The organism is Streptacidiphilus melanogenes (assembly GCF_000787835.1).
Classification (GTDB): domain Bacteria; phylum Actinomycetota; class Actinomycetes; order Streptomycetales; family Streptomycetaceae; genus Streptacidiphilus; species Streptacidiphilus melanogenes.
The window spans coordinates 32,215-46,070 of the sequence record NZ_BBPP01000030.1; the positions used below are offsets into that span (position 1 = coordinate 32,215).

The following is a 13,856-nucleotide window of genomic DNA, read 5'->3' on the forward strand; positions in this document are numbered from 1 at the left end:
CGTCCCATCCGGGACGGGCGCGCTTTTACGTCAGGCCGAAGGTGTATCAACCGGACATAGGCCAGGGAAGGCTGACAAACCACTGGGGCAAATCGGGCAATTGGGCGAAGGGGCTCTATGAATCCTCTCGGCGCGGCGTGACGGACCTCTCAAAGCCCGGGTGCTGGCTTGAGGTTTACCGGCCGATCTGCCTACGGTCACGCCCAGCCGCACTTAAGCGGAACTGACATCTCCGGAACGCCGAGTCCTGCCGCCGGGGAACGTCAGTCGTCATCCGGACGAACGCCACGGCAGGAGCGGGGGACCCAGGTAAGTCGCCGCGGAACGCAGACCGCGGCTAGGGGTGAAGCCGTGCCTCAGCACGGCCGGGCTACTCCGGCCCGAACCCGACAGCTCACCTCGCAGGCGTGGGAGAGGACCACCTCATGCTGTTCAGCAGCACGGGTCGCCACCGCGCGCCCAGCTCCGCCCGCATCGTCTCCAAGCGCCTCGTCGCCACCGCCGGTCTGACCGGCGCCGGCATAGCCCTCCCGCTGGTCACCGCGACCGGCGCACACGCCGCCAGCGTCTCCACCTGGGACGCCGTCGCCCAGTGCGAGTCCACCGGCAACTGGTCCATCAACACCGGCAACGGCTACTACGGTGGCCTGCAGTTCGACCAGTCCACCTGGGACGCCTACGGCGGCCAGCAGTACGCCGCCCGCGCCGACCTGGCCACCAAGGACCAGCAGATCACCGTCGCCGAGAAGGTCCTGGCCAGCCAGGGCCCGAGCGCCTGGCCCGTCTGCGGCCCGCAGGCCGGTCTGACCCAGGGCGGTCCCGCCCCGGTCCTCGGCACCTCCGGTTCGTCGAGCTCCGCCGGCTCCTCGAGCTCCGCCTCCTCCACCGCGTCGGCCCCGTCGAGCGGCACCGCGGCCTCCGGCAGCTCCTCCGCCCGCCACGAGGACGGCTCCGAGTCCGCCCACGGCAGCTACACGGTGAAGCCGGGCGACTGGCTGTCCACCATCGCGCAGAAGAAGCACGTCTCCGGTGGCTGGCAGCGCCTCTACCAGCTGAACAAGGCCGAGCTGACGAAGGGTCCGGACTGGATCTACCCGGGCGAGAAGCTCGTCCTGGGCGGCCACGCCTCCTCGTGGGGCCACACCAGCTCGGACTCCTCCGCCAAGCAGTCGTCCGCGTCGACCGGCGCGAGCAGCAGCTCGGCGACCACGACCACGGCGACCACGGCCTCCGCGACCACCTCGATCCCGCAGGGCACCTCCGCCGCCGCGGCGTCGGCGATCGCGTTCGCCGAGGCGCACGTGGGCGACGCCTACGTCTACGGTGGCACCGGCCCGAACTCCTGGGACTGCTCCGGCCTGGTCCAGGCCGCCTACGCCCAGGCCGGCGTCAACCTGCCGCGCACCGCCGCCGACCAGGCGTCGACCACCACGATCATCCCGGTCTCCCAGGCCCAGCCCGGCGACCTGCTGTTCTGGTCCAACGACGGGAGCGCCGGCGGCGTCTACCACGTCGCGATCTACGTAGGCAACGGCCGCTTCGTCGAGGCCGCCAACCCGAGCTCGGGCGTCAAGTGGGAGACCATCTCCAACTACACCCCGGACTTCGCCGGCCGCATCGGCTGACCCACCGCGATCTGCGGATATCTGCGGTAGTTCTCTCCTCACGCACCCGGAGTGCCGGACACCCTGTCCTGGTACTCCGGGTGTCGTGTCAGCCAGTCCTTGATGAACGGGCAGGTCACCTCGACGGTGACGCCCCGGCGGATGCCGTCCTCCACGGCCGTCCTCGCCAGCAGCCCGCCGATGCCGAGGCCCTCGTAGGCGGGGCCGACCACGGTGTGCTGGTAGACGACGCGGTCGTCGTCCCGTACGTAGGAGGCGAAGCCGACCAGCTCGCCCTCGATCCGCGCCTCGAACCGGTGGGCCTGCGGCGCGTCCGCGACCGTGACCTCCGCCTCACTCGTGCTCATCCTCGCCGCCTCCTCCTCGGTCTGCCTCGTCTTGCAGTCTCGACCATTCGGGCGGTGCGCGGGCGAACGGACACGCCCGCCGACCCGGAGCCACTCCGAAGAAGTATCCCGGATGCCGATTTTCTTGGGTCGGGCGACGGCGCATCGTAGGCTCGGGGCATGCACCTGATGAAGTCCACCGATCTCGCCCTGCGGCTGCTGATGCGGCTCGCGGTGCGCTCGGCCGGGGACGGACCGCTGGGGTCCGGCGCCGCGCCGACCACGCGGGAGGTGGCGGAGGCGCTCGGGGCGGCCTACACCCACATGGCGAAGGTGGTCGCCCGGCTGCAGCACCTCGGTCTGGTGGAGGCCAGACGCGGCCGCGGCGGCGGGCTGGAGCTGACGGTCGCCGGGCGGGCGGCCTCGGTGGGCGCGGTGGTGCGCACCTTCGAGGGCTCCGGCGATCTGGCCGACTGCGTCGGCGACGACGAGTCCTGCCCGCTCAACGCGGCCTGCCGACTGCGCGGCGCGCTGCGGCAGGCGCAGGAGGCGTTCTACGCCTCGCTGGACCAGGTCCTGCTGGAGGACGTGGTCGCAGCGCCGACCGGGCCGCTGCTGCTGGCGATCAGCAGGCGGCCCGGCGACGGGGAGTGAGGGCGGGCGTTACTGCTTGCCCAACCACAGGTCGGGGCCGAAGACCTCGTAGTGGATGTCGCTCGCGGCGACGCCCTTGGCGAGCAGCTGGCCGCGCACCGCGCGCATGAAGGGCAGCGGGCCGCACAGGTAGGCGACGGTCCCGGTGGGGACCTCGACGCCGTCCAGGTCCGTGCGGCCGGTGCGGTCGGCGGCCTCGGCGTCGCGCTCGTAGAAGAAGAGGGTCTCGCCCTGCGCGAGCTTGCCCGCGAGGGCGGTCTGCTCCTCGCGCAGCGCGTGGTCGGCGGGGGAGCGGTCGCCGTGCACGACCAGGACGGGCTGCTGGTGGCCGCGGATCTCCAGCTCGTGCAGCAGCGACAGCATCGGCGTGACGCCGACGCCGGCGGAGGCGAGCAGCATCGGGCGGTCCGCGAGGTCGCCCGCCCGCTCCGGATCGTCCAGCACGAGGTCGCCGAAGGGCGCGGAGACGCGGAGCGTGTCGCCGACCTCGACGTGGTCGTGCAGGTGGCTGGAGACCTCGCCCGCCGGGGTGGTCCCGTCGGCGCGCTCGCGCTTGACGCTGATCCGGCGCACGGCGGAGTCGGTGGCGCCGACCAGGCTGTACTGGCGTATCTGGCGGGCGCCGTCGGCCAGTTCGACCTGGACCGAGACGTACTGTCCGGCGCGGAACGGCAGCGGCCGAACGCCGTCGCCGAGCGGGCGGAGCAGGAAGGAGGCGACGTCGGCGGTCTCCTCGGTGCGGTCGACGACCTCCCACTCGCCCCAGCTGCCGCCGGGCAGGCAGCCCTGTTCGGCGTAGAGGCGCTCCTCGACGGCGATCAGCGCGCCTGCCATCAGCCAGTAGACCTCGTCCCAGGCGGCGGCGACCTCCGGGGTCACCGCGTCGCCGAGCACCTCGAGGATGGCGGCGAACAGGTGCTGGTGGACGACCTCGTACTGGGCGGGCGCGACCCCCAGGGAGGCGTGCTTGTGGGCGATGCGGCGGAGCATGGCGTCCGGCCGGGAGTCGGGGTGCTCCAGCAGGTGGGTCGCGAAGGCGGCGATCGAGCCGGCCAGCGCCTGGCGCTGGGTGCCGGCGGCCTGGTTGCCGCGGTTGAACAGGTTCCGCAGCAGGTCCGGGTGGGCTTCGAACAGCTTCGCGTAGAAGAGCTCGGTGATCTCGCCGATGGCCGCGCCCACGGCGGGCAGGGTGGCGCGGACGACGGGGGTCGACTTCGCGGAGAGCATGGGTGACTCCTGGTGCCTGGTGTCGTGCTCGGTCGGCGGGCGTCCCGATGACGTCCCGAGCCGACCGACCTCAAGCTAACATGCACCGCAGATGCATATTTAAGCGGGGGGCGGGAGCCGGGGGTGTGAGGGTGGTCTCGTTCGCGGAGGACGCGGGGCTGCCGAAAAGGCAGACGGCCCGAGCTGGGTGATCCCCCCGTGCCACCCGGCTCGGACCGGCAGTCCTGACGATATGGACACCGGTCCTAGATCCGTCCTAGGTTCGTCCTGGTCAACACGTCATGTCCCGGCCGAGAACAGGCCGGGAACGCGCGGGGAGCAGCGGGGAGCGGTGGGCACACGACAGGCGGACGTCGGGATGGGAGTCCTCGGGCCGCTGAGTGCGGAGGTCGACGGCCGCGAGGTCGCGCTCGGCGGGCCCCGCGTCGCCAAGGTGCTCGCGGCGCTGCTGCTCGAGCCGGGCCGGACCGTCCCGATGGACCGCCTGGTCGACGTCATGTGGGACGACGGCGGACCGGCCACCGCCGTCCGCCAGGTGCAGGACGCCGTCTCCGGTCTGCGTCGCGCCCTCGCCGACGCGGGCGCCCCCGGCCTCGTCGTGACCCGGCAGGGCGGCTACCAGCTCCGGCTGACGGCGCGACAGCTCGACCTCCTCGCCTTCGAGGAGGCCCGGCGCGAGGCCAGCGCCACCCCCGGGGACGCCGTCGCGGCGCTGCGCCGCGCCCTCGCCTGCTGGCGCGGCCCCGCCCTCGCCGGTCTCACCGGCGCCGTGCTCCGGGCGGAGGCCGAACGGCTCGACGCGCTCCGTGTGGCCGTGCACAAGCAGTGCCTGGAGGCTGAGCTGGCCCTCGGCCGTCACCAGGAGGTCGTCGGGGAGCTGGCCGCGCTGCACGCCGGGCAGCCGCTGGACGAGCGCGTCGCGGAGCTGCGCCTGCTGGCCCTGTACCGCAGCGGCCGCCGCGGCGAGGCTCTGGAGGTCTACCACCAGGTCCGGTCCCGGCTGGCGGAGGAGCTCGGCGTCGACCCGGCCCCGGCGCTGCAGCGCACCCACCAGGGGATCCTCGTCGCCGATCCGACGCTGGCGGCTCCGCCGCCGGGCGGGCAGCTCGACGCGGCGTCCGGGGCGGGCAACGCCGGCACGCCAGCCAGGGCAGCCGCGGCTCCGACCACCGCCGCGCCCGCCGAGCCGGTCGTCCCGCGTCAGCTCCGGCCCGGGCTGCGGGACTTCACCGGACGCCAGGTGCTGGTCGCGCGGCTGCGCGAGGCACTGGCCGACCGGGACGAGAGCGGCGGCGCGGCCACGGTCGCCGTGCTCGCCGGGCCAGGAGGCGCCGGCAAGACCTCCCTCGCGCTGCACGTCGCCCACCAGGCCGTGGAGCGGTTCCCCGACGGGCAGCTCCAGGCGGACCTGCGCGGCTTCGGCGGCACCCCGGCCGAACCGGGCGAGGTCCTGGCCCGCTTCCTGCGCGGCCTCGGCGTTCCGCAGCGGCGCATCCCCGAGGACGTCGAGGAGCGCGAGTCGCTCTACCAGACCACGCTGGCCGGACGCCGGATCCTGCTGCTGCTCGACAATGCCCGCGACGCCGCCCAGGTCCGCCCGCTGCTGCCCGCCTCCGGCGGCTGCGCCGTGCTGGTCACCAGCCGCAGCACCCTGCCCGGGCTGGACGGCGCGCGCCGCTTCCCCGTCGGGGTGCTGCCCGAGGACGAGGCCGCGCGCCTCTTCGGCCGGATCGTCGACGCCGCGTCCGTCGAGGCGGAGCCGGAGGCCGTCGCCGAGGTGCTGCGGCTGTGCGCGGGACTGCCGCTGGCGATCCGGATCGCCGCCAGCCGCCTCGCCTGCCAGCCGGGCTGGAAGGTCGCCACCCTCGCGGCCCGGCTGCGCGGCCAGGACCGCCGCCTGGACGAGCTCCACGTCGAGGACCGCGCCGTCCGCGGCTGCTTCGCGGTCGGCTACGACGCGCTGGAGCCGGCCGCAGCCCGCGCCTTCGCCGTCATGAGCGCCTGGAGCGGCCCGGACTTCACGCCCGAGTCGGCGGCGGCCATGCTGCAGGCGCCGCTCGCCGAGGCACGCCGCCTGCTGGAGGCGCTCGCGCGCACCCACCTGCTCGAGGCGCGCCGCGGCGAGTCCGGCAGCGCCGAGCGGTACACCTTCCACGACCTGGTCCGCGTCTACGCGCAGGAGTGCGCGCGCGAGTCCTTCGAGGCGGAGTGCGCTCAGGCGGCGGAGCGCCTGGCCGCGTGGTACGCGCACGCCACCGACCACGCGTCCAACCTGCTCCACCGCGAGCACACGCTGCTGTGCGCGCAGGAGAGCCGGCCCTGCCCGGGCGGGCTGCCCGGCTTCACCGACCGCGGCTCGTCGCTCGCCTGGTACCAGGACGAACGCGCCAACCTGACCGAGGCGGTGCTGCTGAGCGCCCAGGGCGAGCCGACGCCGGTCACCTGGCGACTGGCTTCCGCGATGCACATCTTCGCGGTGCAGAGCGGCAACTGGCGGTCCATCCGCTCGGTCAACCTGATCGGCCTGGCCAGCGCCCGCCGCCTCGGCGACCGCCGCGGGCAGGCCTGGATGCTGCTCGGCATCAGCATCTCCTACATCGGCATGGGCGATCTGGTGCTGGCCGAGCGCCGCGCCCGCGAGGCCCTGGAACAGGCGGAGCTCTCGGGCGACCGCAACGCCCAGACCACGACGATGGCCCACGTCGGCCTGGTCATGCACCACCGGGGACGCTACGAGGAGGCCGCCCACTGGCACGGCCTCGCCGTGGCCGACGGCCGCATGGCCGAGAAGCCGGGCCTGCTCGCGGCGACCCTCAACAACCGCGGCTACGCCTTCCACGCCCTGGAGCGATACGCGGAGGCGGCCGAGTGCTACGACGCCGCCCTCGCCGTCCTGCAGGCGTCCCCGGAGCCGATCCCCTACGTCGAGGCGGGCCTGCTGGACAGCCTCGGCCAGACCCGCCTGCGCCTCGGCCGCACCGAGGAGGCCGCCCTCGCCTTCCGCCAGTCCGCCGCCCTCCGCGCGGAACTCCGTGACCTCGACGGCCAGGCCGCCACCCTCGACCGCCTCGGCGACCTCCACGCCACGGCCGGCCGCCCGGACGCCGCCCGCGCCGCCTGGACCGAGGCCCTCACCGCCCTCCGCGACCGCGACAACCCCCTCGCCCCCACCGTCGAAGCCAAACTCGCCGACCTCGGCGCCCGCCACTGACCCCGCGTCCACGCTGCGCCCACCGCGCGTCCACTCCGCGTCCGCCCGCCCCGGTGATCCGCTACGCTGTCAGGGGTTGCAGGCCTCATTAGCTCAGGGGATAGAGCACGGCTCTCCTAAAGCCGGTGTCGCAGGTTCGAATCCTGCATGGGGCACAGCGCTGAACAGCCGAAGGCCCCGGACCGTGATCGGTTCGGGGGCCTTCGTGCCACTCGCGCGCCGGAACGGCAGGGCGGCCTCGCGCGGATGTGCAGATCAGCGGTCGAGGTAGGCGAGGACGGCGAGGACACGGCGGTTGTCGCTGTCCGAGGGCGGCAGGTCGAGCTTGGCGAAGATGTTGCCGATGTGCTTGGCGACGGCCTTCTCCGTGACGAACAGGTCGGCGGCGATGCCGGCGTTGGAGCGGCCCTGGGCCAGGCACCCCAGGACTTCCCGTTCGCGGGCGGAGAGCCCGGCGAGCCGCTCGTCGCGGCTCCTGCGGACCAGCAGCTGCTGGACCACCTCCGGGTCCATCGCCGTGCCGCCCGCGGCCACCCGTTCCAGGTCGTCGGTGAACTGGTCGCCGTTGGAGACGCGGTTCTTCAGCAGGTAGCCCACGCCCTCGGTGCCGGTCGCCAGCAGTTCGTGGGCGTAGAGCGGTTCGACGAACTGCGACAGCAGCAGCACGGGGAGGCCCGGCACCCGGGTGCGGGCCTCCACGGCCGCGCGCAGCCCCTCGTCGCTGAAGTCGGGCGGCAGCCGGACGTCCACCACCGCGACGTCCGGCTCCTGCTCGGTCAGGGCCCGCAGCAGCATGGGCCCGTTGTCGACCGACTCGACCACCTCGTGTCCGTAGGCGGTGAGCAGCCGTTCCAGCCCGTCCCTCAGGAGGAAGTGGTCTTCGGCGAGGACAACGCGCACGGCAGCTCCATGGTGATCAGGGTCGGTCCCGCCGGCGGGCTGCTGACGGCCAGCACGCCGTCGAAGGTCGCCAGTCGCCGCTCCACCCCCTGCAGGCCGGTGCCGCGGCTGGGGTCCGCGCCACCGCGTCCGTCGTCGGTGACGTCGATGCGCAGCATGCCGCCGACGTAGCGCACGTCGATCCAGGCGCGGGCGGCGCCCGAGTGCTTGGCGGCGTTGGTGAGGATCTCGGAGACGGCGAAGTAGGCGGCCGACTCGACCGGCGGTTCGGGGCGGCCCGGCAGGTCGATGGTGACCTCGGTGGACAGCGGGCAGAGGTGTGCGAGCGAGCGGATCGCGTCGCCCAGGCCACGGTCGGCGAGCACCGGCGGGTGGATGCCGCGGACCAGGTCGCGCAGCTCGTCCAGGGCCTTGGAGGAGGACGCCCGCGCCTCGGCGAGCAGGGCCGGCACCTTGTCGGGGTCGGACTTCAGCAGCCGCTCCGCCGCGCCGAGCGTCATGCCCATCGCGACCAGCCGGGCCTGGGCGCCGTCGTGCAGGTCCCGTTCGATCCGGCGGATCTCCGCCATCTGCGTGTCGACGGCGTCGGACCGGGTGGTGGTCAGGTGCTCGATGCGCTCGGCCATCGCCTCGTCCGCGCTGGGTGCGAGGACGCGGAGCAGGTAGCGGGCGTGACGCGGCGCGGTGTGCGGCGCGTCCCACAGGGCTACCAGCGCCACGGCGACGGCGAGCAACCCGGCGAGCACCGCGGTGAAGGGGCCGCTGACCGGGATGAACATGTACCAGATGTTGCCCCAGGCGTGGGACAGCTGACCTCCGAAGAACGCCGTCACCAGCCCCCACACGCTGCTGAGCAGCAGTGCCGTGGGCACGAAGGCGATCACGCCGCCGGCCAGCGGGTCGATCACCACGAACCGCCAGTCCCGCCACACCTGGTTGTGCCGACGGGCGAGCAGCGCGTGCAGCTCCGGGCCTTGCCCGCTGTCGGGCAGCGGGGGGTAGCGCGCGGGCACGGAGACACCGGACCACTGCGCGGCGAGCTTCCGCTGCCGGTCGACGAGCCGCCGTACGGCCCGCTGGCTGCCCGGCAGCAGCGGCACGCTCAGCCCGGTGGGCAGGAAGGTGTAGACCACGCTCAACCAGAGGCCCAGCGCGAGTGCCCGGAGGGACAGCCCGAACAGCACCAGCGAACGGCGCAGGGCGGTGTGGACCTCGGCCCAGGTCGGTCGCGTCGACCAGGGCCTGGCCGCAGTCGCGACCCCTCGTGTTGTGTCCATCCTCAGCCCCCTGGTCTCCCGCTCTGCCGACGGGTGGTGACGCTTCGTTGTCCCGTCCATTATCGAAGCGGATGCGCGGGGTGGCAGGGGAGGAAAATCCACTCTTCGTCGATCAGACAGCCATTGACAGTGTGTCGGCCACACACGCGACGCCTGGCGCGTCCTCCACCTCGACCTCCATCCGCAGCCCGAACAGGAGACCGGTCGGCAGCCGCCGGGCGCGCCGCAGCGTGGCCGAGGCCCGGATCCGGCGGCCGACCGGTATCGGCCGGCTGAAGCGCACGGAGTCCAGGCCGACGTTGAGGAGGTGCTGCGTCCCGCCGATGGTGAAGATGCCCTGCGTCATGGCGGTCAGCAGGCTCAGGGTCAGGTAGCCGTGCACGACGGTCCCGCCGTAGGGGCCGTCCGCGGCGCGCGCGGGGTCGGTGTGGATCCACTGCTCGTCGCCCACGAGGGCGCCGTACCGGTCGACCTGCTCCTGGGTGACCGTGATCCAGTGGCTGTGGCCCAGGAGCTGTCCCTCGGCGCGGACGAACTGCTCGACGTCGTCGAATGCCTTCACGGCGCACATCCTGGGGCGCGGCCCGAGAGGGTGGCAAGGGCCGAGGGGCGACGGTCAGCGCGGAGTCAGCGCGGCGTCAGCAGGTCGTTAGACGGTGGTCCCATGACGGCGATATCGGCGGTCGCCAGCCACCGCCCCGACACGGTCCCCCTCGACCGGCTGCAACACGACATCGGTCTGACCGACCTCCAGTTGCGCCAGTACGAGCGGTTCTACGGGCTGGCCGAGATCTGCCGGGAGCCGGGGAGCGGTGAGGCGGACCTGCTGCGCCAGGCCGTGGCGGCGCTGGGGGAGCTGCCCGGACGGGAGCAGGACGTCCGCTACGTGCTGCAGGCCCGCACCATGCCGTCCCCGCTGCCGTACCCCCGCACGTCGATCGCCACGCTGCTGTCCGAGCTGGGGCTGCGGCACGCGACCGGCGTCGTGGTGTCGCAGCACGCCTGCGCCTCCGGCCTGCTCGCCCTCGACATGGCCGGGACGCTGCTGGCGGCGGACGGCGATCCGGACGCCCTCGCCCTGGTGCTGGCCGGGGAGAAGGTGGGCACCAGGCAGTCGCAGTCGATCCCCGGTGTCACCGTGATGGGAGAGGGAGCCGCCGCAGTGCTGGTGAGCGCCGCCGGCACCCGTGACCGCATGCTGGGCTACGCGGCCGACACGCACAGCCGTTTCCACGACGCCTTCCTGATGGACGACGAGACGGTCGCCGCCGACTTCCGGGCGGTGTACCCGGTGGCGCTGGGCGAGGTGATCCACGCCGCGCTGGACGAGGCCGGATGCGGTCCGGACGACGTCGCGCTGGTGCTGCCGCACAACGTCAACCGGCTGTCGTGGGTCGCCGTGTGCAAACAGCTCGGTCTGCCGCTGGATCGGATCTACCTCGATCTCGTGCCCCGGACCGGGCACTGCTTCTGCGCCGACCCGTTCATCAACCTCCAGCAGGCCGTGGCGGACCGGCGGTTGACCCCCGGCGACCGCTACCTGATGACCAGCGTCGGCCTGGGGGCCACCTTCGCCGCCATGGTCCTCCAGCACTGACCGCTCCACCACCGACAGGCCCACCACTCACGTACGAAAGGCGAGGTCGAGCCTTGGACGAGACCGAAAGCGGCTTCCGTGCCCGACTGGGACGGGCCGTCACCGGCTCCCCTGTGACACCGCTGCTGTTCCTCGGCAACTTCGAGGTCGAGAACAGCTGGGCCGAGGGCGAGCCCGCGCTGCCGCGGGTCGGCTCGCACGCCGGGAGCGCGGTCGTGAACCGGATGGACGAGTTCGCGCTGCTGCTCGGCGGCGCGGACGACCACGTCGTGCTCAAGGCCGCCCCCGACCCCGACTACCTCGACCAGCTGCGGGAGCTCGGCATCCCGACCCCCACCGTGCATGTGCCGGCTCGTCAGGACCCGCTGCGCACCGTGACCGAGGACGCCCTGGACGACCCCGGACTGCTGGACGCGCTGCGCCGCGACCTCGCCCCGCTCGGGGTCCAGGTCGTCGCGCACGGCGTCTCCCTGGCCGAGGAGGAGTTCGCGGCCCGCACCGGGCTCCGTCTCGCCGCCCCGGCGGCGGCCCTGTGCAAGCACGTCAACAGCAAGATCTACAGCCGGCTGCTGGCAGACGAGCTGTCGCTGCGTCAGGCGCCGGGCCGTACCTGTGAGACGACGGCGCAGCTTGCGGAGGCGGTCGAGTGGGCGCGCGGACCGCTGGCCGGCGGCAGCCGGGTCGCGGTCAAGGACGCCTACGGCGTGTCCGGCAAGGGCATCGTCGTGATCGACAACGTGCGGCGGCTGGAGCGGTTGGCGCGCATGGCGGTCGGGCAGGCCGGGCGGGCCGGCAGCGACCGGCTCGCGCTGGTGGTGGAGGAGTGGGTCGACAAGAGCACCGACCTCAACTACCAGTTCACGGTGGCGAGGGACGGCTCGGTGCGGTTCGACTTCGTCAAGGAGGCGTTGACCGAGCGCGGGGTGCACAAGGGCCACCGGATGCCGGCCAGGCTCACCGCGGCGCAGGACCGCGCGGTACGGGAGGCGGCGGCGCTTCTCGGCGGCAAGCTGGCCGGCGACGGCTGGTTCGGGGTGGTCGGCGTCGACGCCATGGTCGACCCGGACGGCGGCCTCTATCCCGTCGTCGAGATCAACGCGCGCCACAACATGTCGACGTACCAGGCCGTCCTGAACGAGGGGCTGATGGGGCCGGACGCCGTCGCGGTGGCCCGCCACTACCCGGTGCGGACGGCCCGCCCGCTGCGCTTCGCCGAGCTCCGGGACGCGCTGTCCGGGCTGCTGCTGGCGGAGCGGGGCGGCACCGGGCTGCTCGTCAACAACTTCGCGACGGTGAACGCCGCCGCCGCGACCGGGGGCGAAGGACCGTTCGAGGGACGCCTCTACGGCGTCGTGGTCGCCGCCGACGACGCCGCGACCGCCCGCCTCGACGCCGAGGTCGCGGGGCGACTGGCCGCACTGGAGGCGGCCCACACACAGCTCGAAGGGAGCGCGGAATGAGCCGGGAGTTCACTGTGCAGGGCGTGGGCGTCACCGCCCTGGCCGAGGAGTTCGGCACCCCGCTGTACCTCTACGACGGCGACGAGATCACCGCTCGCTTCCAGGAGCTCCGCTCGCTGCTGCATCCGGCCCTGGAGGTCTTCTACTCCCTCAAGGCCAACCCGAACATCTCCGTCTGCGCCCTGCTCCACGCCGCGGGCGCCCGTGCCGAGGTGTCCTCGCTGACCGAGCTGGTCACGGCGCGCCGCGCCGGGGTCGAGCCCCGCGACATCCTCTTCCTGGGCCCGGGAAAGAGCCGCACGGAGATCGCCGCCTGTCTGGACGAGGGCATCGCCGCGATCGTCTGCGAGTCCCTGGGCGAGCTGGAGCTGATCGACGAACTGGCCGCCGCGCGCGACGTCCTGGCGCCGGTCGTGCTGCGCGTCAACCCCGCCTTCACCGTCAAGGGCTCGGGGCTGACCATGGGCGGCAAGCCGCGGCAGTTCGGCACCGACGAGGAGCAGCTCGCCGCCGCCCGGGACACCCTCGCGCGCTGCCGGGCCGTCCGGGTGCACGGGGTGCAGGTCTACCTGGGCACCCGCATCCTGGAGCCCGCCGCGGTCGCGGAGAACACCGGCCGCATTCTGGACCTGGCCGAAAGGCTGGCGGAGCAGCTCGACTTCCCGCTGGAGCTGGTGGACATCGGGGGAGGCCTGGGCGTCGCCTACTTCGACGGAGAGAAGGACCCCGACCCGGCCGCGCTGGCCGAACTGGTGAACCCGCTGATCGCCGGCTTCCACGACCGGCACCCCGGCACCAGGCTGGTCATGGAGCTGGGCCGCTACCTCGTCGCGGTCTCCGGCACCTACGTGGTGCGCGTCCGCTACACCAAGACGTCCATGGGCGAGCGCTTCGCGGTCGCCGACGGCGGCACCAACCACCACATGGCGGCCGTCGGCATCGGCTCCTTCGTCAAGCGCAACTTCCCCATCGTGGCGCTGCAACGGCTCGACGAGCCTTCGATCGAGCACTGGAACATCACCGGACCGCTGTGCACGCCCAACGACCTGGTGGGCAAGAAGGTGGCGCTGCCCGAGCTGCGCCCCGGCGACCTGCTGGGCGTCCTGCGGTCCGGCGCGTACGGCCCCACCGCGTCGCCCGTGCACTTCCTCAGCCACGGCTATCCGGCCGAGGTGCTGATGGTCGGCGGGGCGCCGCATCTGATCCGGGAACGCGACGACGTCGAGTCGATGCTCGCGCGCCAGCGTCTCCACCTGCCCGCGGGCGCCGCGGGTCCGAACCGAGAGAGGAACCGATGACCGACGACATCACGACCGTGTCCACCACGGGGGAGCGGGCCGTCTACCTGGCCGCGGTACGTGAGGCCCTGGCACAGGTGCTCAACCGGGACACCTCGGAGCTCACCGAGGAGGTCCGGCTCTTCGACGACCTGGGCCTGGACTCCAGCAGCGCCCTGGAGATGCTCATCGTGATCGAGGACGAACTCGACGTGCAGTTCGACGTCGAGGGCCTCGACATGGGGGACTTCGCGACGGTCGGCTCGCTGGTGGCGTACGTCGCGAGCGAGGCGGGCTCCTAG

12 protein-coding genes, 1 tRNA gene and 1 riboswitch are annotated in these 13,856 nt (G+C 73.1%); of the genes, 8 read left to right on the forward strand and 5 right to left on the reverse strand.

Annotated elements, in window-relative coordinates:
• Positions 1 to 273: 273 nt before the first annotated feature.
• A riboswitch (cyclic di-AMP (ydaO/yuaA leader) is annotated at positions 274 to 421 on the forward strand.
• Positions 422 to 425: 4 nt separating this feature from the next.
• On the forward strand, positions 426 to 1,625 hold the full coding sequence (locus TR49_RS46595) for a transglycosylase family protein (RefSeq protein WP_063770180.1): 1,200 nt from the start codon (positions 426 to 428) through the stop codon (positions 1,623 to 1,625).
• A 38-nt stretch (positions 1,626 to 1,663) separates the two neighbouring features.
• Here TR49_RS46595 and TR49_RS26865 read toward each other — a convergent pair whose 3' ends face one another.
• A complete protein-coding gene (locus tag TR49_RS26865) occupies positions 1,664 to 1,972 on the reverse strand; it encodes a GNAT family N-acetyltransferase (protein WP_042386359.1) in 309 nt (102 codons plus the stop codon).
• Between the two features lie 159 nt (positions 1,973 to 2,131).
• Between TR49_RS26865 and TR49_RS26870 the strand changes: the two genes are divergently transcribed.
• The gene (locus TR49_RS26870) at positions 2,132 to 2,605 is read left to right on the forward strand and encodes an RrF2 family transcriptional regulator (protein ID WP_042386361.1); all 474 of its coding nucleotides are present in this window, start codon (positions 2,132 to 2,134) and stop codon (positions 2,603 to 2,605) included.
• A 9-nt stretch (positions 2,606 to 2,614) separates the two neighbouring features.
• Here TR49_RS26870 and TR49_RS26875 read toward each other — a convergent pair whose 3' ends face one another.
• Complete coding sequence (locus tag TR49_RS26875) at positions 2,615 to 3,832, reverse strand: globin domain-containing protein (protein WP_042386362.1); 1,218 nt, start codon at positions 3,830 to 3,832, stop codon at positions 2,615 to 2,617.
• A gap of 331 nt (positions 3,833 to 4,163) precedes the next feature.
• Here TR49_RS26875 and TR49_RS26880 point away from each other — a divergent pair, with 331 nt between their 5' ends.
• Positions 4,164 to 7,043, forward strand: coding sequence for an AfsR/SARP family transcriptional regulator (locus TR49_RS26880; RefSeq protein ID WP_160311639.1), 2,880 nt, complete (start codon positions 4,164 to 4,166; stop codon positions 7,041 to 7,043).
• Between the two features lie 82 nt (positions 7,044 to 7,125).
• Positions 7,126 to 7,198, forward strand: a tRNA-Arg gene (locus tag TR49_RS26885).
• 100 nt (positions 7,199 to 7,298) lie between these two features.
• Here TR49_RS26885 and TR49_RS26890 read toward each other — a convergent pair.
• The 3 genes from TR49_RS26890 to TR49_RS26900 all read right to left on the reverse strand — a co-directional run bounded on the left by TR49_RS26890 (position 7,299) and on the right by TR49_RS26900 (position 9,791).
• A complete protein-coding gene (locus TR49_RS26890; RefSeq protein ID WP_042386364.1) occupies positions 7,299 to 7,943 on the reverse strand; it encodes a LuxR C-terminal-related transcriptional regulator in 645 nt (214 codons plus the stop codon).
• Positions 7,907 to 9,220, reverse strand: coding sequence for a sensor histidine kinase (locus tag TR49_RS26895; RefSeq protein ID WP_152627474.1), 1,314 nt, complete (start codon positions 9,218 to 9,220; stop codon positions 7,907 to 7,909). The genes TR49_RS26890 and TR49_RS26895 overlap by 37 nt, the downstream gene beginning before the upstream one ends.
• Positions 9,221 to 9,332: 112 nt before the next feature.
• A complete protein-coding gene (locus TR49_RS26900; protein WP_236653548.1) occupies positions 9,333 to 9,791 on the reverse strand; it encodes a MaoC family dehydratase in 459 nt (152 codons plus the stop codon).
• Positions 9,792 to 9,884: 93 nt separating this feature from the next.
• On the opposite strand from TR49_RS26900, the gene TR49_RS26905 reads away from it, so the two are divergent.
• From TR49_RS26905 to TR49_RS26920, 4 genes are read left to right on the forward strand one after another with little or no spacing between them, the layout of a single operon-like run.
• A complete protein-coding gene (locus TR49_RS26905; protein ID WP_042386370.1) occupies positions 9,885 to 10,817 on the forward strand; it encodes a 3-oxoacyl-[acyl-carrier-protein] synthase III C-terminal domain-containing protein in 933 nt (310 codons plus the stop codon).
• Between the two features lie 53 nt (positions 10,818 to 10,870).
• Entirely contained in the window at positions 10,871 to 12,277 is a 1,407-nt protein-coding gene (locus TR49_RS26910; RefSeq protein ID WP_042386371.1) for a preATP grasp domain-containing protein, read from the forward strand.
• On the forward strand, positions 12,274 to 13,575 hold the full coding sequence (locus TR49_RS26915) for a type III PLP-dependent enzyme (protein ID WP_042386373.1): 1,302 nt from the start codon (positions 12,274 to 12,276) through the stop codon (positions 13,573 to 13,575). Before TR49_RS26910 ends, TR49_RS26915 begins: the two co-directional genes overlap by 4 nt.
• A complete protein-coding gene (locus TR49_RS26920) occupies positions 13,572 to 13,856 on the forward strand; it encodes an acyl carrier protein (RefSeq protein WP_042386375.1) in 285 nt (94 codons plus the stop codon). Before TR49_RS26915 ends, TR49_RS26920 begins: the two co-directional genes overlap by 4 nt.